Source organism: Streptomyces antarcticus (assembly GCF_026627255.1).
GTDB lineage: Bacteria > Actinomycetota > Actinomycetes > Streptomycetales > Streptomycetaceae > Streptomyces > Streptomyces antarcticus.
In genome coordinates this window covers 1-22,871 of sequence record NZ_JAPNLM010000023.1, presented here as the reverse complement: position 1 = coordinate 22,871, position 22,871 = coordinate 1, and the positions used below count along the sequence as shown (strand labels likewise).

Annotated in this window: 21 protein-coding genes and 1 pseudogene; 17 read left to right on the top strand and 5 right to left on the bottom strand. The window is 71.0% G+C overall.

Annotated elements, in window-relative coordinates; translation table 11 throughout:
- The first annotated feature begins 2 nt into the window (after nucleotides 1–2).
- On the top strand, nucleotides 3–1,157 hold the full coding sequence (locus OTB16_RS28755; protein ID WP_267723741.1) for a ferrochelatase: 1,155 nt from the start codon (nucleotides 3–5) through the stop codon (nucleotides 1,155–1,157).
- A gap of 37 nt (nucleotides 1,158–1,194) precedes the next feature.
- A complete protein-coding gene (locus OTB16_RS28750) occupies nucleotides 1,195–1,998 on the top strand; it encodes an inositol monophosphatase family protein (RefSeq protein ID WP_420717819.1) in 804 nt (267 codons plus the stop codon).
- A gap of 103 nt (nucleotides 1,999–2,101) precedes the next feature.
- Here OTB16_RS28750 and OTB16_RS28745 read toward each other — a convergent pair whose 3' ends face one another.
- The gene (locus OTB16_RS28745; protein WP_267723739.1) at nucleotides 2,102–2,305 is read right to left on the bottom strand and encodes a hypothetical protein; all 204 of its coding nucleotides are present in this window, start codon (nucleotides 2,303–2,305) and stop codon (nucleotides 2,102–2,104) included.
- A 257-nt stretch (nucleotides 2,306–2,562) separates the two neighbouring features.
- Between OTB16_RS28745 and OTB16_RS28740 the strand changes: the two genes are divergently transcribed.
- The 4 genes from OTB16_RS28740 to OTB16_RS28725 all read left to right on the top strand — a co-directional run bounded on the left by OTB16_RS28740 (nucleotide 2,563) and on the right by OTB16_RS28725 (nucleotide 6,087).
- The gene (locus OTB16_RS28740; protein WP_030036265.1) at nucleotides 2,563–3,216 is read left to right on the top strand and encodes a response regulator transcription factor; all 654 of its coding nucleotides are present in this window, start codon (nucleotides 2,563–2,565) and stop codon (nucleotides 3,214–3,216) included.
- Nucleotides 3,217–3,221: 5 nt separating this feature from the next.
- Nucleotides 3,222–4,469 carry a sensor histidine kinase gene (locus OTB16_RS28735; protein WP_267723730.1) on the top strand — a complete coding sequence of 416 codons (1,248 nt, stop codon included), beginning with the start codon at nucleotides 3,222–3,224 and terminating at the stop codon, nucleotides 4,467–4,469.
- Between the two features lie 382 nt (nucleotides 4,470–4,851).
- Nucleotides 4,852–5,148, top strand: coding sequence for a DUF4193 domain-containing protein (locus OTB16_RS28730; protein ID WP_267723728.1), 297 nt, complete (start codon nucleotides 4,852–4,854; stop codon nucleotides 5,146–5,148).
- Nucleotides 5,149–5,160: 12 nt separating this feature from the next.
- The gene (locus OTB16_RS28725) at nucleotides 5,161–6,087 is read left to right on the top strand and encodes a hypothetical protein (protein WP_267723726.1); all 927 of its coding nucleotides are present in this window, start codon (nucleotides 5,161–5,163) and stop codon (nucleotides 6,085–6,087) included.
- Nucleotides 6,088–6,143: 56 nt separating this feature from the next.
- Here OTB16_RS28725 and OTB16_RS28720 read toward each other — a convergent pair whose 3' ends face one another.
- On the bottom strand, nucleotides 6,144–6,599 hold the full coding sequence (locus OTB16_RS28720; protein WP_267723724.1) for a DUF3093 domain-containing protein: 456 nt from the start codon (nucleotides 6,597–6,599) through the stop codon (nucleotides 6,144–6,146).
- Between the two features lie 58 nt (nucleotides 6,600–6,657).
- Here OTB16_RS28720 and OTB16_RS28715 point away from each other — a divergent pair, with 58 nt between their 5' ends.
- From OTB16_RS28715 to OTB16_RS28685, 7 genes are all read left to right on the top strand, one after another.
- Nucleotides 6,658–7,242: a PaaI family thioesterase gene (locus tag OTB16_RS28715; RefSeq protein WP_267723722.1), complete on the top strand. Its 585-nt coding sequence runs from the start codon at nucleotides 6,658–6,660 to the stop codon at nucleotides 7,240–7,242.
- Nucleotides 7,242–7,787, top strand: coding sequence for a dUTP diphosphatase (dut, locus tag OTB16_RS28710; RefSeq protein ID WP_267723720.1), 546 nt, complete (start codon nucleotides 7,242–7,244; stop codon nucleotides 7,785–7,787). Before OTB16_RS28715 ends, dut begins: the two co-directional genes overlap by 1 nt.
- Before the next feature lies 1 nt (nucleotide 7,788).
- Nucleotides 7,789–8,577: a DUF3710 domain-containing protein gene (locus OTB16_RS28705; protein WP_267723718.1), complete on the top strand. Its 789-nt coding sequence runs from the start codon at nucleotides 7,789–7,791 to the stop codon at nucleotides 8,575–8,577.
- A 226-nt stretch (nucleotides 8,578–8,803) separates the two neighbouring features.
- A complete protein-coding gene (locus tag OTB16_RS28700) occupies nucleotides 8,804–11,506 on the top strand; it encodes a sensor histidine kinase (protein ID WP_267723716.1) in 2,703 nt (900 codons plus the stop codon).
- Entirely contained in the window at nucleotides 11,503–12,189 is a 687-nt protein-coding gene (locus OTB16_RS28695; RefSeq protein ID WP_267723714.1) for a response regulator, read from the top strand. Before OTB16_RS28700 ends, OTB16_RS28695 begins: the two co-directional genes overlap by 4 nt.
- Before the next feature lie 25 nt (nucleotides 12,190–12,214).
- The gene (locus tag OTB16_RS28690; RefSeq protein WP_267723712.1) at nucleotides 12,215–12,634 is read left to right on the top strand and encodes an OB-fold nucleic acid binding domain-containing protein; all 420 of its coding nucleotides are present in this window, start codon (nucleotides 12,215–12,217) and stop codon (nucleotides 12,632–12,634) included.
- Nucleotides 12,635–12,637: 3 nt separating this feature from the next.
- Nucleotides 12,638–13,393 (top strand): DUF3159 domain-containing protein, encoded by a 756-nt coding sequence (locus OTB16_RS28685; protein ID WP_267723710.1) that lies wholly within the window; start codon nucleotides 12,638–12,640, stop codon nucleotides 13,391–13,393.
- A 114-nt stretch (nucleotides 13,394–13,507) separates the two neighbouring features.
- Here the strand turns inward: OTB16_RS28685 and OTB16_RS28680 are convergent, their stop codons facing one another.
- Together OTB16_RS28680 and OTB16_RS28675 are read right to left on the bottom strand one after the other, a co-directional pair.
- Nucleotides 13,508–14,173 carry a potassium channel family protein gene (locus OTB16_RS28680; protein ID WP_267723709.1) on the bottom strand — a complete coding sequence of 222 codons (666 nt, stop codon included), beginning with the start codon at nucleotides 14,171–14,173 and terminating at the stop codon, nucleotides 13,508–13,510.
- Nucleotides 14,170–14,838, bottom strand: a complete 669-nt coding sequence (locus tag OTB16_RS28675; RefSeq protein WP_267723707.1) for a potassium channel family protein — start codon at nucleotides 14,836–14,838, stop codon at nucleotides 14,170–14,172. Before OTB16_RS28675 ends, OTB16_RS28680 begins: the two co-directional genes overlap by 4 nt.
- Nucleotides 14,839–15,057: 219 nt before the next feature.
- Between OTB16_RS28675 and OTB16_RS28670 the strand changes: the two genes are divergently transcribed.
- Nucleotides 15,058–17,127: an APC family permease gene (locus tag OTB16_RS28670; protein ID WP_267723706.1), complete on the top strand. Its 2,070-nt coding sequence runs from the start codon at nucleotides 15,058–15,060 to the stop codon at nucleotides 17,125–17,127.
- A gap of 142 nt (nucleotides 17,128–17,269) precedes the next feature.
- Nucleotides 17,270–18,601 (top strand): class I SAM-dependent RNA methyltransferase, encoded by a 1,332-nt coding sequence (locus OTB16_RS28665; protein WP_267723705.1) that lies wholly within the window; start codon nucleotides 17,270–17,272, stop codon nucleotides 18,599–18,601.
- A gap of 268 nt (nucleotides 18,602–18,869) precedes the next feature.
- On the opposite strand, the gene OTB16_RS28660 is transcribed toward OTB16_RS28665, so the two are convergent.
- The gene (locus OTB16_RS28660; protein ID WP_267723704.1) at nucleotides 18,870–19,661 is read right to left on the bottom strand and encodes a hypothetical protein; all 792 of its coding nucleotides are present in this window, start codon (nucleotides 19,659–19,661) and stop codon (nucleotides 18,870–18,872) included.
- A 956-nt stretch (nucleotides 19,662–20,617) separates the two neighbouring features.
- Between OTB16_RS28660 and OTB16_RS28655 the strand changes: the two are divergent.
- Nucleotides 20,618–20,816, top strand: a pseudogene (locus OTB16_RS28655) (potassium transporter TrkA); the annotation flags it as partial.
- 105 nt (nucleotides 20,817–20,921) lie between these two features.
- Nucleotides 20,922–21,983, top strand: a complete 1,062-nt coding sequence (locus OTB16_RS28650; protein WP_267723703.1) for a PucR family transcriptional regulator — start codon at nucleotides 20,922–20,924, stop codon at nucleotides 21,981–21,983.
- Nucleotides 21,984–22,871: the final 888 nt, after the last annotated feature.

Here is a 22,871-nt window from a genome sequence, read left to right as displayed (position 1 = left end):
GTATGTCAGACCAGCTCCTCCCGCCTTCCGGCGGACCCGCCGCCCCTTACGACGCCCTGCTGCTGCTGTCCTTCGGCGGCCCCGAGGGTCCCGATGACGTGGTGCCGTTCCTGGAGAACGTGACGCGCGGGCGGGGCATCCCGCGCGAACGGCTGAAGGAGGTCGGGCAGCACTACTTCGGTTTCGGCGGGGTGAGTCCGATCAACGGGCAGAACCGTGAGCTGCTGGACGCGCTGCGCAAGGACTTCGCGGAGCACGGGCTGGACCTGCCGGTGTACTGGGGCAACCGGAACTGGGCTCCGTACCTGACGGACGTGCTGCGGGAGATGGCGTCGGACGGGCGCCGCCGGATCGCGGTGCTGGCGACCAGCGCGTACGCCTCGTACTCGGGCTGCCGGCAGTACCGGGAGAACCTGGCCGACGCGCTGGCCGTGCTGGCCGGGGAGGGCGTGGAGCCGCCGCGGGTGGACAAGCTGCGGCACTACTTCAACCACCCCGGTTTCGTGCGGCCGATGATCGACGGGGTGCTGGCCTCGCTGGCTTCGCTGCCGCAGGAGGCGCGGGCCGGGGCGCACCTGGTGTTCACCACGCACTCCATTCCGACGGCGGCCGCGGACGCCTCGGGCCCGGTGGGGGAGCACACGACCGGTGGTGAGGGCGGGGCGTACGTGCGCCAGCACCTGGACGTGGCCGGGGTGATCGCGGACGCGGTGCGGGCGGAGACGGGACTCGGGCTGCCGTGGGAGCTGGTCTACCAGTCGCGCAGCGGGGCCCCGCACATCCCGTGGCTGGAGCCCGACGTCTGCGACCACCTGGAGGCCCTGCACGGGGCGGGGGCCGCGGGGGCGGTGATGGTGCCGATCGGTTTCGTGTCGGACCACATGGAGGTCCTGTACGACCTGGACACGGAGGCGCTGGCGAAGGCGGCGGAGCTGGGGTTCCCGGTGGCGCGGTCGGCGACGGTGGGGGCCGATCCGCGGTTCGCGGCGGCGGTGCGGGAACTGCTGCTGGAACGGGCCTCGGCCGAGCGGGGCCTGCCCGTCGAGCGGTGCGCGGTGGGGCTGCTCGGGGCGAGCCACGACGTGTGCGCGGTGGGCTGCTGCCCGGCGCGGGCACCCCGGCCGGCGGCCGCGGGCGCCGACAGCCCGTACGCGTGAGGACCTGAGCGGTGGCGAGGACCTGAGAGGGCGAAGCGTGATCTCCGAAGAGCTGAAGGCCGAACTGCTGGACGTGGGCCTGGAGGCCGCCCGGCAGGCCGGGGAGCTGCTGCGCGACGGCCGGCCGGCCGATCTGGCGGTCGCGGCGACGAAGAGCAGCCCCATCGACGTGGTGACCGAGATGGACATCGCGGCGGAGAAACTGATCACCGGCATCCTCGCCGGTCGGCGGCCCGAGGACGGGCTGCTGGGCGAGGAGGGCGCGGACGTCCCGGGGACCAGCGGCGTGCGCTGGGTCGTCGACCCGCTGGACGGCACCGTGAACTACCTCTACGGGCTGCCGGGCTGGAGCGTCTCGATCGCGGCCGAGTACCGCGGTGAGACGGTGGTGGGCATCGTGGCGGTGCCGATGCGCGGGGAGACGTTCCACGCGCTGCTCGGCGGCGGAGCGTGGCTGGGCGGGCGCAGGCTCGCCTGCCGGGCGGCGGCGCCGCTGGACCAGGCGCTGGTCGCCACGGGGTTCGCGTACATCCAGGCTCGGCGGGCCCGGCAGGCCGCGGTCGGGCAGCGGATCATCCCGCTGGTGCGGGACATCCGGCGGGGCGGGTCGGCGGCGGTGGACCTGTGCGACGTGGCCGCCGGCCGGCTGGACGGCTACTACGAGCGCGGGCTGAACCCGTGGGACCTGGCGGCGGGCGACCTGATCGCCCGGGAGGCGGGCGCCGTGACCGGCGGCCGTCCGGGGAAGCCCGCCTCGGGGGAGCTCGCCCTGGCGGCGACCCCGGCGGTCTTCGCCTCGCTCCAGCCGCTCCTGGACGAGGCCGGGGCCTGGCACGACTGACCCCGCCGGGGCGGGAGCGGGCCGTGACCCCGGCCGTGACATGACGGAACCCCGGCCGCCCGAGGGGCGGCCGGGGTTCGGTGTACCGGGTGGGGGTGCGGGCTCAGCAGGCGGGCACGGCGGCGGTGACGGGTACGCCGTGCTCGGTGGTGACCGGGACGCCGTGCTCGGCGGCCAGTCGCTGGAGGTCCTCCAGCTCCGCCTGTTCCACTTCCGCGAGGAAGTCGTCGCCCGCCTCGCGGGCCTGCCGGAGGTCCGACTGGGTGGCCCGGATGCGCTGCAGGAGACCAGCGGTGAATGCGTCCATGGTGGGTTCGCCCCCTCTTCGTGGGTCGGCGGCGGCACGTGGCAGTCCGCCGTCAGGGAGTGGATTGGGGTGTGCTCACGTCCTCCCCGGCGCCGCACGCCCAGAAACCTCGCGAGGACAGGCAATCCTCACTTCCGTCCCGCCCGCCCCTCCGTGCCCCCTGCGCGCGACGCCTTACAGCCGGTTTACCGCCGAAAGGGGCAGGATGGGCGACGCAACACACGTGTGCCCTTCTGGGCTCGGAGGAAGGAAACGACGTGCGCGTACTCGTCGTCGAGGACGAGCAGCTGCTCGCCGATGCGGTGGCCACCGGACTGCGCCGGGAGGCCATGGCCGTGGACGTCGTGTACGACGGCGCCGCCGCCCTGGAGCGCGTCGGAGTGAACGACTACGACGTGGTCGTGCTCGACCGGGACCTCCCCCTCGTGCACGGCGACGACGTCTGCCGGAAGATCGTCGAGCTCGGCATGCCCACCCGCGTGCTGATGCTGACGGCGTCCGGCGACGTCAGCGACCGCGTGGAGGGACTGGAGCTCGGGGCGGACGACTACCTGCCCAAGCCGTTCGCCTTCACCGAGCTGACGGCCCGCGTCCGGGCGCTCGGGCGGCGTACGACCGTCGCCCTGCCGCCCGTGCTGGAGCGGGCCGGGATCAAGCTGGACCCGAACCGCCGCGAGGTGTTCCGCGAGGGCAGGGAGGTGCAGCTGGCGCCCAAGGAGTTCGCGGTGCTTGAGGTGCTCATGCGCAGCGAGGGGACCGTCGTCTCCGCGGAGCAGCTGCTGGAGAAGGCCTGGGACGAGAACACCGACCCCTTCACCAACGTCGTGCGGGTCACGGTCATGACCCTGCGGCGCAAGCTGGGCGAGCCGCCGGTCATCGTGACCGTACCCGGTTCCGGATACCGGATCTGATGCGCGTGGCAGCCAATCCGGCGCCACCGCCCGCGCCGCCGAAACCGACCTGGGACCCCGGCCAGCCCGAGGGTCCCTTCCCGTGGCTGCGGCCGACCATCCGGATACGCCTGACGCTGCTGTACGGCGGGATGTTCCTGATCGCCGGCATCCTGCTGCTGTCGATCATCTACCTGCTCGCGGCGCAGGCCCTGCGGGAGGGCAACGCGCTCCCGTTCCAGATCGTCGGCGGAGAGCAGGTGAAGGTCTCCAGCAACACGTGCCCGGGCGTGGTGGGCATCGAGCAGACGCACAGCCAGTTCAACGCCGCCATCAACCAGTGCGTCCTGGAGCAGCGCCGGCACGCGCTGGACGACCTGCTGAGCCGGTCGCTGATGGCCCTGCTGGGGCTGAGCATCATCGCCTTCGCCTTCGGCTACGCGATGGCCGGACGGGTGCTCTCGCCGCTGGGCAAGATCACCCGTACCGCCCGCCGGGTGGTCGGCTCCGACCTGACCCGGCGGATCGAGCTGGACGGGCCGGACGACGAGCTCAAGGAGCTCGCCGACACCTTCGACGAGATGCTCGACCGGCTGGAGCGGGCCTTCACGGCGCAGCAGCGCTTCGTGGCGAACGCCTCGCACGAGCTGCGCACGCCGCTGGCGATCAACCGGACCCTGCTGGAGGTGCACCTCTCCGATCCGGGGGCCCCGGTGGAGCTCCAGCAGCTGGGGAAGACCCTCCTGGCGACCAACGAGCGCAGCGAGCAGCTGGTCGAGGGCCTGCTGCTGCTGGCCCGCAGCGAGAACCAGATCGTCGAGCGCAAGCCCGTGGACCTCGCGGAGGTCGCCTCGCGAGCCCTCGACCAGGCCCGTGCCGAGGCCGAGGCGAAGGGCGTGGAGATCCGCGGCGAGCGCGCCCTGGCCGTGGTCCAGGGCAACGGCGTTCTGCTGGAGCGGATCGCCCTGAACCTGGTGCAGAACGCCCTCCGGTACAACGTGCCGGAGGGCGGCTGGGTTGAGGTCACCACCGAGGCGCAGCACGGTCAGGCGGTCCTCCTGGTATCGAACACGGGTCCCGTTGTTCCCGCGTACGAGGTGGACAACCTGTTCGAGCCCTTCAGGCGGCTGCGTACGGAGCGAACGGGCAGCGACAAGGGTGTCGGGCTCGGCCTCTCCATCGCGCGCTCCGTGGCGCGCGCACACGGCGGAAGGATCCAGGCGGTACCCCGGGAAGGCGGTGGCCTCGTGATGCGTGTCACTCTTCCCATGTGAGAACCTCAGCCCGTGTTCGCTGACGGCTGAACGCGTGGCATGTGCAGACGGCTGGCCCTGTGTGATCGATCACAGGGTCCGGTGTCCGCGCATGTGCGTTCGGTGACTCCAGGGAGGCCGGAAAGCCCGGGAAGTCCGGGTTTCCGGCCCCCCTGATGGCGGGAAATACACGGGGTGGCGTTTGTGCAAGACGGCCCTCGGACCGTGTACGGTCCCGGTCGTCATCCCAGCCACTCGCACCTCCACGTGGGCGGCTGGGTGTCGATTCAGTAACAGACCTTGATGTGAGGCAAAATCTCCGCCTCAGGTCGGGCACAAGTCCGGCCTCTCGCGCGTTACGTGCGCTGAGACACCGCTAACACCCAGAGGGGGAGAGTGAACAATGGCAACGGACTACGACACCCCGCGCAAGACCGACGACGACGTCGACAACGACAGCATTGAAGAGCTGAAGGCCCGACGTAACGACAAGTCGTCCTCGGCCTCGGACATGGACGAGTTCGACTCGGCCGAGAGCCTGGAGCTCCCCGGTGCGGACCTCTCCAACGAGGAGCTGGCCGTCCGGGTTCTGCCCAAGCAGGCCGACGAGTTCACCTGCATGAGCTGCTTCCTGGTGCACCACCGCAGCCAGCTGGCACGTGAGAAGAACGGTCAGCCGATCTGTCGCGACTGCGACTGAGAGGCGACGGCCGTGGCTGGCTCGACACCATTTCGCAAGCGGCGCTTGCGAAAGTCTGGTGAACCGGCGGAGACGCAGGTGGCGATCACGGGCCCGGAAACGGGTCCTGGCGCTCCCGGCGGCTCCGCCCTTGAGGCGACAGCCGTGCCCGCCGACACCGCCGCGGCGGTGCCGTCGGACACAGAGACCGGCGAGGGAGCCCGGCAGCGGTCCGGGGCTCGTCGGCTGCGATCCGTCCGCAACGGTGTACGCAAGGGCGGCGAAGGCGTCAGGGGCGCCGCCCTGTACATCACCGAACGGATCATCGAGAACGCACCGCGCGTTCCGGTTCGGGACCTCGCGACGCTGCGCGCGCAGTTCCCGGACCTCGGCCCCGATCAGCTCGCCGACAAGCTGATCTCGGGCGCCGCCAACGCCACCTCCACCGTCGGCGCGGGCGTCGGGGCGGCCGCCATGCTGCCCGTCCCGCCCGCCATGCTCGCCGAGCTGACCGCCGAGGTCACCGCCGTCGCGGCGATCGAGCTGAAGCTCATCGCCGAGCTCCACGAGGTCTACGGCCAGCGGCCGCCCGGGAACCTGAAGGAGCGCAGCCTCGCCTACCTGACCTCGTGGACGGAGGAGCGGGGGGTCGACCTGACCAAGCCGACCACGCTCAACGCCGCGCTCGGCGGCCAGATGAAGCGCGAGCTGCGCCAGCAGATCACCAAGCGGATGGTCCGCAACCTGCCGAACCTCATCCCGTTCATGGTCGGCGCCGCCGTCGGAGCCGTCATGAACCGCCGCGACACCCGGAAAGTCGCCGAGAAGGTGCGTACGGACCTGCGTGCGCGCGCCGTGGCCTGGGACGCCCTCCCGCATCTCCCGCCCCTGGAGCGCCCCGCCCAGCCCCTTCCCGAGGCCACCAGGGCCGCCCTCGAAGGTCCCGCAGGCGAGGGCTGAGCGCCGGTCGGCCCCCGGGAGCCCGGGGGAGCGGCCGGGTCCGGCCGCTCCGGCTCCTAGCCCTTCGCCGCGCGGATCGCCGAGGCCAGTGCCCGCGGCTCCCGGGTGGACACGTAGACGTACGGGGTCGGATCGTCCGGATCGGTGACCTCGACGCGCACCGCCGTCGGCACGTAGCTGCGCATCAGCATGAACGCCCGGGTGTCCGCCTTGTACGTGCGCCAGGCGCGCGACTCCTCGGCGTCCAGGACCTCCGGCTCACCGAGCGCCGCCACCGGGATCCGCGCGTCCCCGGCCGCCAGCGAACCGTTGACCACACGCACGCGCGCGGACCCGTACGAGCTCACCGCCAGCCCCGCGAGCGCCGTGCCCCCGACGAGGCCGGCCAGCAGCGGCAGCGAGCCCAGCGGCAGCAGCATCAACGCGCACGACAGGCCGATCAGTACGGCGATGCCCCACCAGGAGCGGGGGGCGGTCAGGCGTTCGTCGTGGTGCGCGGAAGAGGGCTGCATGCGGCCAAGCCTGCCACGAGGCGGCCGGCGGGTAGCCGCGCGGGTAAGGTCTGCGGCTGTGAGTGGACGAAACACAGCGTTGACGCCCCCGGCCGACGCCGCCGCACCGGTCCGGCACCCCGACGCCCCGGCGCCCGGCGAACTCCTCGGTGCGCACTACGAGCACTGCTTCGGCTGCGGCGGGGGCCAGCCGCACGGGCTCCACCTGGAGGCCCGCGCGGGCGAGGGCGTGCGCGTCACCGCCGAGTTCACCGTACGGGCCGCCCACCAGGGCGCTCCCGGCCTCGCCCACGGTGGAGTGCTGGCCACGGCGCTCGACGAGACGCTCGGCTCCCTGAACTGGCTGCTGCGCGTCATCGCGGTGACGGGGCGGCTGGAGACCGACTTCGTGCGGCCCGTGCCCGTGGGCACCGTGCTGCACCTGGAGGCCGAGATCACCGCGGTGGCCGGGCGGAAGATCTACTGCAGCGCCGTGGGCCGGATAGGCGGCCCGCAGGGCCAGGTCGCCGTCCGCGCCGACGCCCTCTTCATCGAGGTGAAGGTCGACCACTTCATCGACAACGGACGGCCCGAGGAGATCCAGGCGGCCATGGCCGACCCGGACCAGGTCAGGCGCGCACGCGCCTTCGAGGTGAACCCCTGATGTCCCAGAACGAGAACGCGCCCCGCCATGACGTCGACGTGCTGATCCGGCGCGTGGACCCCGAGGTGCCCCTCCCCGCCTACGGTCACCCCGGCGACGCCGGCTGCGACCTGGTGACCACCGCCGCCGCCGAGCTCGCGCCCGGCGAGCGGGCGGTCCTGCCCACCGGGGTGTCCATCGCCCTGCCCGACGGGTACGCGGCCTTCGTGCACCCGCGGTCGGGCCTGGCCGCACGCTGCGGGCTCGCGCTCGTGAATGCCCCGGGGACGGTGGATGCCGGGTACCGTGGGGAGATCAAGGTGATCGTGGTCAATCTCGACCCGCGCGAGAGCGTCCGGTTCGAGCGTTTCGACCGCATTGCCCAGCTGGTTGTCCAGCGGGTCGAGAAGGTGCGCTTCCACGAGGTGGCGGAACTTCCCGGCTCGGCCCGGGCCGAGGGGGGTTTCGGCTCCACCGGCGGTCATGCGGCCGTGGCCGGATCCGGGGCTGGTCAGCAGGGTGGAAATGGCTACGCTTCGGTCGTAACCGACCGGGAAGGACACTGACGTGTTCGGACGTCGCAAGAAGAACGACTCCGCCCAGGACGGCGGCGCGGCCGAGCAGGTCGTCGACGCCACGGGCGCTGATGAGCGGGACGAGGCCGAGGGGCAGGACGGCGCCGCCGCGCCGCGCCGGATGAACCTGCCGCCGGCCCCGCGGCCCGACGGCCCCTGGGACGCGGCCGAGGTGCTCGGCGACCCCGCCGACGGACGCGTCGACCTGGGCGGCATCCTCGTACCCGGTGTCGAGGGCATGGAGCTGCGCGTCGAGGTCGCCGGTGACGCGATCGTGGCCGCGACGGTGGTGCTGGGCGACAGCGCCGTACAGCTGCAGGCCTTCGCGGCGCCGAAGAAGGAAGGCATCTGGGGCGAGGTCCGCGACGAGATCGCCACGGGCATCACCCAGCAGGGCGGCATCATCGACGAGGCCGAGGGCCCGCTGGGCTGGGAGCTGCGCGCACAGGTGCCCGTACCGCTGCCGGACGGCCAGACCGGCGCCCAGCTGGTCCGCTTCGTCGGCGTCGACGGCCCGCGCTGGTTCCTGCGCGGCGTCATCTCCGGCCAGGGCGCCGTGCGCCCCGAGTCGGCGGGCGTACTGGAGCAGATCTTCCGGGACACCGTCGTCGTCCGCGGCGACGGCCCGATGGCCCCCCGCGACCCGATCGTCCTGAAGCTCCCGAACGATGCCCAGATGGTGCCGGACGGGGTGCAGACGACGGAGGAGCAGGAAGGCTCCCGCTTCGGCGGGGGCATGGGCCAGCTGGAGCGCGGACCGGAGATCACCGAGGTCCGCTGACCCCCGGCGGCCCCGCGCGGACGGGGCGGGCGCACTCCTGGGCCGGTGGGCCCCACCCCTTCGGGGGCGGGGCCCACCGGCCTTTGCGCGGGGTGCCCCCGGTCCCGTCGGGAGGGCGGAGGGGGGCGGGTGCCCGCGCCGCCGGGCGCGTCAGGGATGCGTCAGGGATGGGTGCGCGGGCCCCCATCGGTGCGTGAACAGCGCGGACGTCCCCGAGAATGGGCGCATGGGACGCGGCAAGCTCAGGATCTATCTCGGCGCGGCGCCCGGAGTGGGCAAGACCTACGCGATGCTCTCCGAGGGCCACCGCAGGGTCGAGCGGGGCGGGGACGTCGTCGTCGGCTTCGTCGAGCACCACGGCCGGCCGCGCACCGAGGTCATGCTGCACGGCCTCGAAGCGGTGGAGCGCAGGGAGCTGGCCCACCGCGGCGCCGCCTTCACCGAGATGGACGTGGACGCGCTGCTCGCCCGCGCGCCCGCCGTGGCGCTCGTGGACGAGCTGGCGCACACCAACGTGCCGGGCTCGCGGAACGCCAAGCGCTGGCAGGACGTGGAGGAGCTGCTGCGGGCGGGCGTCGACGTCGTGACCACCGTGAACATCCAGCACCTGGAGTCGCTCGGCGACGTGGTCGAGTCGATCACCGGGGTGCGGCAGCGGGAGACCGTGCCGGACGAGGTGGTCCGGCGGGCCGACCAGATCGAGCTCGTCGACATGTCCCCGCAGGCCCTGCGCCGGCGGATGGCGCACGGCAACATATACAAGTCCGACAAGGTCGACGCGGCCCTGTCCAACTACTTCCGCCCCGGAAACCTCACCGCCCTGCGCGAGCTGGCCCTGCTGTGGGTGGCCGACCGGGCCGACGAGTACCTCCAGCAGTACCGGGGCGAGCACGACATCCGCTCGACCTGGCAGGCGCGCGAGCGGATCGTCGTCGGCCTCACCGGCGGGCCCGAGGGGCGCACGCTGATCCGGCGGGCCTCCCGGATGGCGGCCAAGGGCTCGGGCAGCGAGATCCTGGCGGTCTACATCGCCCGCAGCGACGGGCTGACCGCCGCCTCGCCGAAGGAGCTCGCGGTCCAGCGGACCCTGGTCGACGACCTCGGCGGAACCTTCCACCACGTGATCGGGGACAACGTCCCCGACGCGCTGCTCGCGTTCGCCCGCGGGGTCAACGCCACGCAGATCGTGCTCGGCTCCAGCCGCCGCCGATCCTGGCAGTACGTCCTCGGCCCCGGCGTCGGCGCGAGCGTCGCCCGCGACTCGGGGCCAGACCTCGACGTGCACATCGTCACGCACGAGGAGGTGGCGAAGGGGCGCGGCCTGCCCGTGGTCCGCTCGGCGGCCCGGCTCGGACGGCCGCGGATCGTGGCCGGCTGGGTGGTCGGCGTGGTCTTCCCCGCGCTGCTGTGCGTCCTGCTGACGCACATCGACGCGGACCCGGGTCTCGCCAACGACATGCTGCTCTTCCTGGCGCTGACGGTAGCGGCCGCCCTGCTCGGCGGGCTCTGGCCGGCACTGGCCTCGGCCGCCTTCGGCTCGCTGCTGCTGAACTACTTCTTCGCGCCGCCGCTGCATCAGTTCACCGTCTCCGACCCCAGGAACATGGTGGCCATCGCCGTCTTCTTCGGGGTGGCGGTCTCCGTGGCCTCGGTGGTGGACCTGGCCGCCCGGCGCACCCACCAGGCGGCGCGGCTGCGCGCCGAGTCGGAGATCCTCTCCTTCCTCGCCGGCAGCGTGCTGCGCGGGGAGACCCGGCTGGACGCGCTGCTGGAGCGGGTGCGGGAAACCTTCGCCATGGAGTCCGTGGCCCTGCTGGAGCGCGCCGGCGACGTAGAGCCGTGGAACCGGGCCGGCAGCGTCGGCCCCAGCCCCGCCGCCCGGCCCGAGGACGCCGACGTGGACATGCCGATCGGGGACCACATGGCGCTGGCCCTGTCCGGCCGGGTGCTGCCCGCCGAGGACCGCCGGGTGCTCGGGGCGTTCGCCGCCCAGGCCGCCGTGGTGCTGGACCGGCAGCGGCTGGTCGGCGAGGCCGAGGAGGCCCGCCGGATGGCCGAGGGCAACCGGATCCGGACGGCGCTCCTGGCCGCCGTCAGCCATGACCTGCGTACGCCGCTGGCCTCCATCAAGGCCTCCGTGACCTCGCTGCGCTCCGACGACGTGGAGTGGTCCGAGGAGGACCGGGCCGAGCTGCTGGAGGGCATCGAAGCCGGCGCCGACCGGCTCGACCACCTGGTGGGCAACCTGCTGGACATGTCCCGGCTCCAGACCGGGACCGTCACCCCGCTGATCCGCGAGATCGACCTCGACGAGGTGGTCCCGATGGCGCTGGGCGGCGTACCGGAGGACAGCGTCCTGCTGGACGTGCCCGAATCGCTGCCGATGGTGGCGGTGGATCCGGGGCTGCTGGAGCGGAGCGTGGCCAACGTGGTCGAGAACGCCGTCAAGTACAGCCCGGCGGGGCAGCCGGTGCTGGTGGCGGCCAGCTTCCTCGGCGACCGGGTCGAGGTACGGGTCGTCGACCGCGGCCCCGGCGTGCCCGACGAGGCCAAGGACCGGATCTTCGCCCCCTTCCAGCGGTACGGGGACGCCCCCCGGGGGGCGGGCGTGGGCCTCGGGCTCGCGGTCGCCCGCGGCTTCGCGGAGGCCATGGACGGCACCCTGACCGCGGAGGACACCCCGGGCGGCGGGCTCACCATGGTCCTCACCCTGCGCGCGGCGGCCCGGGGCGGCGGGCCCTGGGGCGTCGTGGTGGACGGTGAGGGGCGGAGCGTGGACCACGGACAGAACGGGGAGCACGGCCGGGAGCACGACCCCGACAGGGACCACGGCCGGGACCTCAGCCAGGACCTCAGCGGCCAGGATCACAGCCAGGACCGCGGTCGCGACGACCGTGACCGGACACGACAGAAGGCAGGACCCCGATGACCCGGGTGCTCGTGGTGGAAGACGAGCCGCAGATCGTGCGAGCCCTCGTGATCAACCTGAAGGCGCGCAAGTACGAGGTCGACGCCGCCGTCGACGGCGCGAGCGCCCTGGAGCTCGCGGCCGCCCGCCATCCCGACGTGGTCGTCCTCGACCTCGGCCTGCCCGACATGGACGGGGTCGAGGTGATCAAGGGCCTGCGCGGCTGGACCCGGGTGCCGATCCTGGTCCTGTCCGCCCGGCACACCTCCGACGAGAAGGTCGAGGCCCTGGACGCCGGCGCCGACGACTACGTCACCAAGCCCTTCGGCATGGACGAGCTGCTGGCCCGGCTGCGCGCCGCCGTGCGCCGGGCCGAGCCGGCCGCCGGAGCCGGCGGGGGCGAGGTGGTCGTGGAGACCGCGGGCTTCACGGTGGACCTGGCGGCCAAGAAGGCCGTACGGGAAGGACGCGACGTCCGGCTCACGCCCACCGAGTGGCACCTGCTGGAGGTGCTGGTCCGCAACGGCGGCAAGCTCGTCAGCCAGAAGCAGCTGCTCCAGGAGGTGTGGGGGCCCTCGTACGGCACCGAGACGAACTACCTGCGCGTGTACATGGCGCAGTTGCGCCGCAAACTGGAGGCGGACCCGTCGCATCCCCGCCACTTCATCACCGAACCGGGCATGGGGTACCGCTTCGAGAGGTAGCCGGGGCGCCGGTACGCTTCCTGTTATGAGTGCTGAACCGCGTCCCGAGAAGTCCGTGAAGCCGGTCAGGCCCGCGGGCCGGTTCCGCCGGATGATAGAGCGGCTGTCCACCTCGCAGGAGGACCTGCATTCGGCTGAGCTGCAGGAGGACGCAGAGGCGGCGGGGTGCCTGCGGATCTGCGACTGTTCCGACCGCCAGATAGTCAAGGTGACCGGAACGCTGCGTACGGTCACCCTCAGACCCCGGGCCGGTGTCCCGGCCCTGGAGGCGGAGCTGTTCGACGGCTCGGCCGCCTTGGACGTGGTCTGGCTCGGCCGTCGCTCGATCGTGGGAATCGAGCCCGGCCGGCGCATGATCGCCTCCGGGCGGATTTCCATGTCCCATGGCCGCCGGGTGCTCTTCAACCCGAAGTACGAACTCCGACCGCTCGGACAGGAGCAGTAACCGGTGACGTCATTCGACAAACCGACCACCCCAGAGCCCGCGGGCCCCTCCTCCACCCCTTCCGAGGACCAGAAGGCGGTGACGCAGGCGGCACTCTTCGACGCCTTCGGAGGCATCCGGGGCACCGTGGAGACGATGCTCCCCGGGCTGCTCTTCGTCATGATCTACACGATCAACAAGGACGTGAAGCTGTCCGCCATCGCGGCGGGCGCGGTCGCGGTCCTGCTGGTGATCGTGCGGCTGCTGCGCAAGGACACGGTGAAGCACGCCTTCAGCGGCGTCTTCGGCGTGGGCGTGGGCGTCGCCTTCGCCCTCTTCACCGGCAGCGCGAAGGGCTTCTACCTGCCGGGCATGATCTACGGCGTCGGCCTGGGCGTGGCGTTCACGATCTCGGCGCTGGTCGGCTTCCCGCTGCTGGGCGTGATGCTGGGGCCGGTCTTCAAGGAGAACCTGTCCTGGCGCACCCGCAACCCGGGCCGCAAGAAGGCGTACACCAAGGCCAGCCTGGCGTGGGGCCTGATCTTCCTCGCCAAGTACGCGATCCTCTTCCCGCTGTACTGGTGGGGCGACGCGACGCAGCTGGGCTGGGTGCTGATCGCGCTGAAGCTGCCGCCGATGGTGCTCGCGGTGTACTTCACCTGGCTCTTCCTGGCCAAGGCGCCGCCGCCGATCAACGTGATCGAGGAGTGGGAGGCCGAGGAGCGGGCCGAGAAGGCCGCGAAGGCGGCGCGGGCCGCCGCCAAGGAACCCGGCCTCTGATACCCACAGGGGCAGCACGAAGGGGGCGGGACGGCCGATCGGCCGTCCCGCCCCCTTCGTCGTCACTCACCAGACGGTCGTCACTCTCCAGACGACGGGCTTTCGGAACACGCCCTACGGGCGGCGGGCCTGGAGAAGCACCTCGAGCTGTTCCTCACGGGCCTGGGCGGCCACGAAGAGCAGCTCGTCGCCGGGCTCCAGGGTCTCCTCCCCGTGCGGGGTGAGCACCCGGTTGCCCCGGATGATCGTGACCAGCGACGTGTCCTCGGGCCAGCTGATCTCGCTGATCTGGGTGCCCGCGACCGAGGAATCGGGCGGCAGGGTCAGCTCGACGAGGTTGGCGTCACCGTGGCTGAAGCGCAGCAGCCGTACGAGGTCGCCGACGCTGACGGCCTCCTCGACGAGCGCCGACATCAGGCGCGGCGTGGAGACGGCGACGTCGACGCCCCAGGACTCGTTGAAGAGCCACTCGTTCTTCGGGTTGTTGACGCGGGCCACCACGCGGGGGACCCCGTACTCGGTCTTGGCGAGCAGCGAGACGACGAGGTTGACCTTGTCGTCTCCGGTCGCCGCGATGACCACGTTGCAGCGCTGGAGCGCGGCCTCGTCCAGCGAGGTGATCTCACAGGCGTCGGCCAGCAGCCACTCGGCCTGCGGGACCCGCTCCACCGAGATGGCGGTCGGCGCCTTGTCGACGAGGAGCACCTCGTGGCCGTTCTCCAGCAGTTCGGCCGCGATGGACCGGCCCACCGCGCCCGCCCCGGCGATCGCGACCCTCATGCGTGTGCCTCCTCAGGCCCCTCGGCGAAGGCCGCCTCGACCTTGTCGATCTCGTCCGTGCGCATCATCACGTGGACGAGGTCGCCTTCCTGGAGCACCGTCGCGGACGTCGGCAGCACGGCCTCGCCCAGGCGGGTGAGGAACGCGACGCGCACGCCGGTCTCCTCCTGCAGCTTGCTCACCTTGTGACCGATCCAGGCCGTGGAGGTGTGCACCTCCGCGAGCTGTACGCCGCCGCTCGGGTCGCGCCACAGCGGTTCGGCGCCCGACGGCAGCAGCCGGCGGAGCATCTGGTCGGCGGTCCACCGCACGGTCGCGACGGTGGGGATGCCGAGACGCTGGTAGACCTCGGCGCGCTTGGGGTCGTAGATGCGGGCGGCGACGTTCTCGACGCCGAACATCTCCCGGGCCACGCGGGCCGCGATGATGTTGGAATTGTCACCGCTGGAGACGGCCGCGAAAGCGCCCGCGTCCTCGATCCCGGCCTCCCTCAGGGTGTCCTGGTCGAAGCCGACACCGGTGACGCGGCGGCCGCCGAATCCGGCTCCCAGCCGGCGGAATGCGGTGGGGTCCTGGTCGACGACAGCGACCGTATGCCCCTGCTGTTCCAGGGTCTGCGCGAGGGCGGAGCCCACTCTTCCGCAGCCCATGATGACGATGTGCACGGCCGTCCTTCCGGCTGTCAGCGCTCGCTGGTTTCCAGCCTCATTGCATGCTCTGGCATAACAGGGTCTCAGACCATGGCCCAAGCTACACACGGGTGGTCACGAGCGTGGCTTCTTGGCGGATCTCCCGCGGTGAGGTCGGGGAGGAATTGCGATGAGATCGCGATGTGGGGGGTGGGGGGTTCGCCAGCCCGATTTCGAACGCTTACGATCCTCTCCGTGTCCAAACTGACCGACGTGCCCAAACGGATCCTGATCGGCCGGGCGCTCCGCAGCGACCGCCTCGGAGAAACCCTCCTGCCCAAGCGGATCGCCCTTCCCGTCTTCGCCTCCGACCCGCTCTCCTCCGTGGCCTACGCCCCGGGCGAGGTGCTGCTGGTCCTGTCGATCGCGGGCGTGTCGGCGTACCAGTTCAGCCCCTGGATCGCCCTCGCGGTAGTCGTCCTGATGTTCACCGTGGTGGCCTCCTACCGGCAGAACGTCCACGCCTATCCGAGCGGCGGCGGCGACTACGAGGTCGCGAACACCAACCTCGGGCCCAAGGCCGGCCTCACCGTGGCGAGCGCCCTGCTCGTGGACTACGTCCTGACGGTCGCGGTCTCGATCTCCTCCGGCGTCGAGAACCTCGGCTCGGCGGTCGATTTCGTCATCGAGCACAAGGTGCTCTCGGCGATGATCATGATTGTGCTTCTCACGCTGATGAATCTGCGCGGGGTGAAGGAGTCCGGGAATCTCTTCGCCATCCCGACGTACGTCTTCGTCGGCGCCGTTTACATCATGATCGCCTGGGGCGCCTACCAGGGCATCGTCCTCGACGAGACCATGAAGGCCCCCACCGCGGATCTGGAGATCAAACCCGAACACGAGGGGCTGGCCGGCTTCGCGCTGCTCTTCCTGCTGCTGCGAGCCTTCTCCTCCGGCTGCGCGGCCCTGACCGGCGTCGAGGCCATCAGCAACGGCGTCCCGGCCTTCCGCAAGCCCAAGAGCAAGAACGCGGCCACCACCCTCGCCCTCATGGGCGGCCTGGCCGTCACCATGTTCTGCGGCATCATCGGCCTGGCGATGGCCACCGACGTGAAGATGGCGGAGAACCCGGCCACCGACCTGCTCGAGAACGGCGTCGCGGTCGGCGCCGACTACGTCCAGCACCCGGTGATCTCCCAGGTGGCCGAGGCCGTCTTCGGCGACGGCAGCTTCCTCTTCCTCGTGCTCGCCGCCGCCACCGCGCTGGTCCTCTTCCTGGCCGCCAACACCGCGTACAACGGGTTCCCGCTGCTCGGCTCGATCCTCGCCCAGGACCGCTACCTGCCGCGCCAGCTGCACACCCGCGGCGACCGGCTGGCCTTCTCCAACGGCATCGTGCTCCTCTCCGGCGCCGCCATGCTGCTCGTGTGGGTCTACGACGCGGACTCGACCAAGCTGATCCAGCTCTACATCGTCGGCGTCTTCGTCTCCTTCACGCTGAGCCAGATCGGCATGGTCCGGCACTGGAACCGCCACCTGAAGTCCGAGCGCGACCCGGCCGCCCGGCGCCGGATGCACCGCTCGCGGGCCATCAACACCTTCGGTGCCTTCTTCACCGGCATGGTGCTGGTCGTCGTCCTCGCGACGAAGTTCACCCACGGCGCCTGGGTCGCCCTGCTCGGCATGGTCATCTTCTACGGCACCATGAGCGCGATCCGTAAGCACTACGACCGGGTCTCCGCCGAGATCGCCGCCGTCGATGGGCCGAGCGACGACAGCGTGCGGCCCTCCCGCGTCCACTCCATCGTCCTGGTCTCCAAGGTCCACAAGCCCACGCTGCGGGCCCTGGCCTTCGCCAAGCTGACCCGCTCGGACACCCTGGAGGCGCTCAGCATCAGCGTCGACCCGGTCGAGACCAAGGCGCTGCGCACCGAGTGGGACCGGCGCGGCATCAACGTCCCGCTCAAGATCCTCGACTCCCCGTACCGGGAGATCACCCGGCCGGTCGTCGAGTACGTGAAGGGCCTGCGCAGCGAGAACCCGCGCGACGCCGTCAGCGTCTACATCCCCGAGTACGTCGTCGGCCGCTGGTACGAGCACCTGCTGCACAACCAGAGCGCGCTGCGGCTGAAGGGCCGGCTGCTCTTCACGCCCGGCGTGATGGTCACCTCGGTGCCCTACCAGCTGGAGTCCTCCGAACTGGCCAAGCGGCGGGCCAGGAAGCGCCAGGACTGGAATGCCCCGGGCGCCGTGCGGCGCGGCCCGGTCGACACCCCGCGCCCGCCGAAGGCGAAGACGCCTCCGAAGAACCCTTCGGCGAAGTAGCGGGCCTGGGCGGGGCGGGCCCGGCGGCTTGGGCGGCTCGGGCGGGCCCGGGCGGGACGGTTGGCGAACGGCCGGACGAGATCCACGTAAACTGGTGGGTCGGTCGTCCGGCCGTTCCCTTTATTTTTGGAGTCTCCCCACCATGACCGAGCAGAACGAGAAGCAGTCACTGGTCGGGGAGGAGTACGAGGTCGAGGTCGGTCCCGTCGCGCACGGCGGCCACTGCATCGCCCGGACCGCCGAGGGCCGGGTCCTGTTCGTCCGCCACACCCTGCCCGGCGAGAAGGTCGTCGCCAAGGTCACCGAGGGCGACGCCGACTCGCGCTTCCTGCGCGCCGACGCGATCACCGTCCTGGAGCCCTCCAAGGACCGCACCCCGGCCCCCTGCCCGTACGCCGGCCCCGGCAAGTGCGGCGGCTGCGACTGGCAGCACGCCAAGCCCGGAGCGCAGCGCCGGCTCAAGGGCGAGGTCGTCGCCGAGCAGCTGCTGCGCCTCGCCGGGCTCACCCCGGAGCAGGCCGGCTGGGACGGCACGGTCATGCCGGCCGAGGGCGACAAGCTGCCGGCGGGCGAGGTCCCGCAGTGGCGCACCCGGGTGCAGTTCGCGATCGACGAGGACGGCAACGCGGGCCTGCGCAAGCACCGCTCGCACGACATCGAGCTCATCGACCACTGCATGATCGCCGCTCCCGGCGTCAGCGAGCTGGGCGTCGAGAAGCAGGACTGGCCGCAGATGGCCACAGTGGAGGCCATCGCCGCCTCCGGCTCCAGCGACCGCCAGGTCGTCCTCACCCCCCGCCCCGGCGGCCGCCTGCCCCTGGTCGAGTTGGACAAGCCCGTCTCGGTGCTGCGCGTCGAGGAGAAGGACGGCGGGGTCCACCGGGTCCACGGCCGCCCCTTCGTGCGCGAGCGCGCGGACGGCCGTACGTACCGTGTGGGCATGGGCGGCTTCTGGCAGGTCCACCCGCAGGCCGCCGACACGCTGATCAAGGCCGTCATGCAGGGCCTGATGCCGCGCAAGGGCGAGATGGCCCTCGACCTGTACTGCGGCGTCGGCATCTTCGCGGGGGCCCTGGCGGAGCGCCTCGGCGAGACGGGCGCCGTGCTCGGCATCGAGTCGACGAAGCGCGCGGTCGAGGACGCCCGGCACAACCTGGAGGACTTCCCCCGGGTCCGCATCGAGCAGGGCAAGGTCGAGCAGATCCTCCCGAAGACCGGGATCACGGAGTGCGACCTGGTCGTGCTCGATCCGCCCCGCGCGGGCGCCGGCAAGCAGACGGTCCGCCAGGTGGCCGGCCTCACCCCGCGCCGCATCGCCTACGTCGCCTGCGACCCGGCGGCCCTGGCACGCGACTTGGGCTACTTCAAGGAGAACGGCTACCGCCTGCGCACGCTGCGGGTCTTCGACCTGTTCCCGATGACCCATCATGTCGAGTGCGTCGCGATCCTTGAACCGGCCGCAAAGGGCCTCTGACCTGCGGGTTAGGGCAGTGTGCATTATGTGCGCTGTGTGCGTTAAGGGCGATATCTTGACGCTGATTTGACGCTCGTGACGCACGTTTGACGCACGCCGACGGCGATGCCTGACGAGCCGTCAGTCGAGGAAGGGTGCCTCCCGCATCAGGTTATGACCCTGCTGCGGGAGGCACCCATTTTCGTTTTGGGCGACCAAGCTGGCCCGTGTGTGACCCGCGCTCTGGTCTTGCCTCTCCGAATACTCTCTGTGACAAGAGGGGGCTCGCCTAGCCGGGGCCGTACACGCTCCAGCCGCGCAGGAACGGTTGCAGGTCGGCGGCGCGAGGTTCGGGGATGTCCGGCAGGCGGAGTGTCCCGTTGAGTGGGTTCAGGCGCTGTACGTGGCTGTCAGCCCAAGCGATCCATGCCTCGGCACCGTCTCTATCCGGTCCATGCGGCAGGGTCTGTGCGTGGAGGCGGAGGGCGGCGATGTACTCGGACAGACCCGCGGCGCGCCGCCATGCTTCTTCCTGCGATTCGAGTCGCTGGACGCGGGCTGCCTCGGCGTAGTCGATCTTTGCCCGTTGCATCGCAGCTTCCCACCGGTACCGCTTCTCCCGTGCTGCCTCCAGGTCGGCCAGTCGTTTGCGTTCGGCGGCTTCACCGCGAAGTCCCACTTCCTGCACGATTTCGGCGAGCTGGTCCTCAAGGGGGCGTGCGGCCGTGTCGGCCCACTCGCCAGCCCTGTGTCGCAACCCGCCGCTGACGCAGATTCGCAGACGTTCGCTGGGGGAGTGGTCGTACCGGGGAATCCTGACCCACGAGTGCTTCTCTGCGTCCGCGAGTTCCTTCTTCGTGGGGATGTGGTCGGCCCGGTCCTGTTCCTGCAGGATGAGGAAATCGCATCTCTGGCCCTGGGCTGTGATGGTGAAGTGGGGAGGGCCGTTTCGCCGGCGATGTGGTGCCGTTGCACTCTCGGCCGTGCCGAACGCGCTGGCGTACCCCAGCTTCTGGGTTGTGGTGAGCACCGCGTGGATGAGACGAAAGGCTCTACCCTGCACAGATTTGGTCAGCGCCATGGGCTGGGGGTGCGACTGCAGTGATTTGACCACTGAGTGTGGAGTGGTGAGCCGTGCCGGTACGGGAACGGGTGACAGCACGGCCAAGCGCCAGGCGGGGGTGTCGACCAGCCGGATTTCGTATCCGTCGTTGCACCAGCCTGCGTGCAGCTCCTTGGTCTCAGGGATCTTTCCTGACCGGCGTGCTGCGGCGACACGGATCGGCCATTTCTCGGTCTCTCGGCCACTGGCTTCACGTTTGACGATTCGGCCGCCGGCTTCGGCGAGCTCTTCCAGGAGCTGTTCCGTGACGGTCTTGGCTCTCTTCCGCGGAGGGGAGCTGGTTCGCTGGGCCGGTACGGACGTGGCTACCTCTGCGCTGGACTGCTGGCCGCTGGGCGCGGAGGGTGACTGGGCTCCAGCCCTTTGCAAGGGGGAGGTGTTTCTGCTGTGAGGCTGATCGGGTGGGTGGGCGCCGTGGTCTAGGTAGCGCTGGCCGGCGTTAGTGAGAACGGCGGACCACTGCCCCTGCCGCTTGGAGACTTTGACCAGTCCCCGGCTTTGCAGGGCTCGGCAGCTGAGCTTGTGCCCGGTTCCTTCCCAGACACCGTCAGGGCATCCTCGGCCAACCCATTGCAGCACCTGTTGTTGTCGATCGTTTAGCGGTTGCGGCACCTGAACTCCCTACCGTGCGAAGGCCCGACCGGCATGCTCTCAGTCGTGCCCTCGCTGTGCGGGGCTGAAGGGATTTCAACGGGTTGGCAGGCGGCGATTCGGACGGACGTAGGCAGGCTGCTCGTGGTGGCTACGCTCGCAGGCGTTCATTGGTGGTGCTTGTGGATGCTTGCCGGTCGGTGTGCGGCGGGGAGTGGCTGTTTGGTGATCAATCGAGGAGGTTTCTGCCAGGCGAACGACTATCCGTACAAGCCTGGGCATCCGTGCGGAGGTGACCCTGTGTCTAGGGCATGGGAAGGCCGTTAGGCCTGCTCCTGCTACCCGTCCTGGTCGCGGCCGCGCTGGGCGTTCCGGACCCCGACGGCTCTGAGACGCCCACCCCGGCGTCTGTCGGGGCACGTGGTGCTGCTCGGGCTGGGCAAGATCGGTACGCGTGTCCTGGCCCGACTGCGGGAGATGGAGATCCCGTTGGTGTGCGTCGAGTCCGACCCGGCCCGCGGCCGTTTCTACGTCGTCTTGATGCCGATGACGGGGTCCCGCTCAGAACGTGTCACCCTGGTTCCCGGGTCAAGGGCGCGTCAGCAGGCGTGAGATCGGGGGAGCGGCGTGGTCGAGGCGGCAGCGCCAACAGGGCATGTGGCGGGGTGTGCTGAGATTCTGCTCGACGCCTGCGCCACGGGGCGTCGGCTCACCCGCGACGAGTTGGAGTCCCGGAGGGCTCAGGGCGCGCGGGCAGCGGAGGCGGGGCTGGCGCTGCGCGGCCTCATCCGGGACCATCTGGCGGCGGCGCGGGAGGTGCATCCGCGGTTGCCGTCCGGGTCCATGGGGCCGCTGCTGGCCGCCGTCGAACAGGCGGTGGACGCTTTCGCCGAAGGATACGAGCGGGCGCAGCATCAGGCGGTGCGGCAGGAGGAGGCCGCGCGCCGGGAGTTCGTCGACGACCTGCTGTACGGGCGCAGTGACCTGGGCAGGCTCGCTGAGCGGGCCGAGCGGTTCGGGCTGCGGCTGTCGCAGGCCCACGCGGTAGCGGTGGCCCAGGGACCGGAGCCGTACGGCGATGGGTACCCCGTGGCTCGGGGTATCGAGGAGACCGTCCTGGCCCGGTTCGGTAACCGGCAGATCCTGTTGACCACGAAGGACGGCAGGCTGATCTGCGTGGCTCCCGGCGACCAGCCGGACGTCCTGGCCTACTTCGCCAAGCAGGCGTACGCGGCCACGGACGGCGGACGCGTCGCGATAAGCCGGTCACACTCCGGTGCGGGAGGCGTCGTGCACGCGTACGAGGAGGCGCTCAACGCTCTCGACCTTGCGGAGCGGATGGGTCTGGAAGGGCCCGTGCTGCACTCCGCTGACCTGCTGGTCTATCCGGTCCTGACCCGGGACCGGCAGGCCATGGCCGACCTGGTGGAAAGCGTCCTAGGCCCGCTGCGGCAAGCTCGCGGTGGTGCCCAGCCTCTTTTGGACACGCTCACCGCGTACTTCGATAGCGGTTGCGTGGCGACCGAGGCGGCGCGGCGGCTTTCCCTGAGCGTGCGCGCGCTCACATACCGGTTGGAGCGCATCCACACCCTTACCGCCGCCGACCCGGCGGATCCCCACAACCGTTACACCTTGCAGACCGCGGTGATCGGCGCTCGCCTACTGGGCTGGCCGGATACGGTGGCGTGACAGCGAGCGTCGAGTGTGGTGGCCATTCCGGTCGTACGGGCGCGAGGCATCCAGGCGGCGCCGGTCAGTTGATGGTTCGCCGGCTGACCAGTGGGGGGCGGCTCGCGGTGCATCCCACCGCATGGTGCCGGCGAGGATCTTGGCATGCAGGTCACGTGTCAGCAGCGTTCAACGACAGGCACACCTGGGAAACCGATCCCGGCGGACTTGCGTACCGGCTGTGCGCGGCGTCGCACCCCACGAGCCAGTCGGCCTGCTCCTCACTGTCGCCGGGCGGAGAAGGACCTGGTCCGACTCCTGACACACGTAGAGCAAGGCGCGACCCCATTTGACTTCGACGCCGAGCTTGGTCAGGCCGTGCCGGAGCCGGGTCTCGACTTCCCTGGTGCACGAGCAGGTCGGGCCTGGGCGCCGGCTTCGTGGGCTGTTCCACCCGGAGCCGCAGCAACGGCCTGCCGTCGACGTGCGGGCCGACGTGCGCGATCCGCACTGATCGCTCGGGCCGGTTGCCGGGGGCCCTGAGGCGGTCGAGCACCTCCGCGACACGAAGCTGCAGGCCGAGCGCGCGAAACGCCATCGCCGGCCCAGGCGCCTTGTCCAGCACCCGAACGGGGAAGCCCGTGGCAGGTGGTCCGCAGGTCGTCGCCAGCCCCGTTGGGTGGCACCCATCACAGCGACCGGCATCGACGGCATGACTGTCACCTTTCGTTAGTCACCAGCAGGAGTTGGGCGCTGACCCCAATGCCTGTCGTCGCACCCTGCGGGCGGTGTCAAAGTCGCGTAAAGACTGCCGGTGATCGGCAATGTGGGACGGGCTGTCGACAGGGCAGGATGGCCCGAAGCCGGACGGGCTCACGCACCTGATGCCGGGTGTCGGAAGGGAGGGGG

What these genes read in the sequence shown, in the direction of transcription:
- OTB16_RS28755 (WP_267723741.1), top strand. Translation starts at nt 3, where the DNA reads ATGTCAGACCAGCTCCTCCCGCCTTCCGGCGGACCCGCCGCCCCTTAC.
- OTB16_RS28745 (WP_267723739.1), bottom strand. Translation starts at nt 2,305, where the DNA reads ATGGACGCATTCACCGCTGGTCTCCTGCAGCGCATCCGGGCCACCCAG.
- OTB16_RS28730 (WP_267723728.1), top strand. Translation starts at nt 4,852, where the DNA reads ATGGCAACGGACTACGACACCCCGCGCAAGACCGACGACGACGTCGAC.
- OTB16_RS28720 (WP_267723724.1), bottom strand. Translation starts at nt 6,599, where the DNA reads ATGCAGCCCTCTTCCGCGCACCACGACGAACGCCTGACCGCCCCCCGC.
- dut (WP_267723720.1), top strand. Translation starts at nt 7,242, where the DNA reads ATGTCCCAGAACGAGAACGCGCCCCGCCATGACGTCGACGTGCTGATC.
- OTB16_RS28700 (WP_267723716.1), top strand. Translation starts at nt 8,804, where the DNA reads ATGGGACGCGGCAAGCTCAGGATCTATCTCGGCGCGGCGCCCGGAGTG.
- OTB16_RS28695 (WP_267723714.1), top strand. Translation starts at nt 11,503, where the DNA reads ATGACCCGGGTGCTCGTGGTGGAAGACGAGCCGCAGATCGTGCGAGCC.
- OTB16_RS28690 (WP_267723712.1), top strand. Translation starts at nt 12,215, where the DNA reads ATGAGTGCTGAACCGCGTCCCGAGAAGTCCGTGAAGCCGGTCAGGCCC.
- OTB16_RS28680 (WP_267723709.1), bottom strand. Translation starts at nt 14,173, where the DNA reads ATGAGGGTCGCGATCGCCGGGGCGGGCGCGGTGGGCCGGTCCATCGCG.
- OTB16_RS28665 (WP_267723705.1), top strand. Translation starts at nt 17,270, where the DNA reads ATGACCGAGCAGAACGAGAAGCAGTCACTGGTCGGGGAGGAGTACGAG.
- OTB16_RS28660 (WP_267723704.1), bottom strand. Translation starts at nt 19,661, where the DNA reads ATGGCGCTGACCAAATCTGTGCAGGGTAGAGCCTTTCGTCTCATCCAC.